Raw genomic sequence first — 1,057 nt, forward strand, 5'->3', positions numbered from 1 at the left:
CCGGGTCCTGGCTCGGGCCGGTGTTGGGGTTGTCGAAGCTGACCGTCAGCCCACCGTCGGATAGTCCGATGTGGATGGTGGCGCCGTCGTGCACGTCGCCGCCGAGCAGGGCGCGGCCGATGCGGGTTTCGACCTCGCGGGCGATGAACCGGCGCAGCGGTCGGGCGCCGTAGACCGGATCGAACCCTTGCTGGGCGATGAAATGCCGCGCCGGGTCGGACAGATGGAGGGTCATCCGGCGTTCGGCGAGCCGGCCGCGCAGCTCGTCGGTCATCAGCTCGACGATGCGCTCGATCTCGGCCTCGGTCAGCGGTTTGAACAGCACGATGTCGTCGATCCGGTTGAGGAACTCGGGCCGGAAGTGCCCGCGCAACGCCGCCATCACCCGCTCCCGCGCCTCCGGTTTGATCTCCCCGCCCGCCGTCGCGCCCTCCAGCAGATATTCCGAGCCGATGTTGGAGGTCATGATGATGACCGTGTTGCGGAAGTCGACGGTGCGGCCCTGGGCGTCGGTGAGCCGGCCGTCGTCGAGGACCTGCAGCAGCGTGTTGAACACGTCGGTGTGGGCCTTCTCGATCTCGTCGAACAACACGACCGAGTACGGCTTGCGGCGCACCGCTTCGGTGAGCTGGCCGCCCTCCTCGTAGCCGACGTAGCCGGGTGGGGCGCCGACCAGGCGGGAGACGGTGTGGCGTTCCTGGTACTCGCTCATGTCCAGGCGCACCATGTTGTCGGCGGTGTCGAATAGCGCCGCTGCAAGGGTTTTGGCGAGTTCGGTCTTGCCGACGCCGGTGGGGCCGAGGAAGACGAACGACCCGATCGGGCGGCGCGGGTCCTTGATGCCGGACCGGGCGCGGATGATCGCGTCCGCGACCAGTTGCACGGCCTCGTCCTGGCCGACCACTCGCTGGTGCAGGATTTCGTCCAGCCGCAAGAGTTTGTCGCGTTCGCCTTCTTGCAGGCGGGACACGGGGATGCCTGTCCAGCGCGACACGATCGCCGCGATTTCGTCCGCGGTGACGACTTCACGCAACAACCGCTGCCTGCCCTGCTTGGC

General features: G+C 67.9%; 1 protein-coding gene. It reads right to left on the bottom strand.

What is annotated here, in order from left to right; translation table 11 throughout:
* A partial coding sequence (locus H5411_RS46550; RefSeq protein ID WP_183128032.1) for an AAA family ATPase occupies positions 1 to 1,057 on the bottom strand: 1,057 nt, incomplete at both ends.

Source organism: Amycolatopsis echigonensis, from assembly GCF_014174495.1.
Classification (GTDB): Bacteria; Actinomycetota; Actinomycetes; order Mycobacteriales; family Pseudonocardiaceae; genus Amycolatopsis; species Amycolatopsis echigonensis.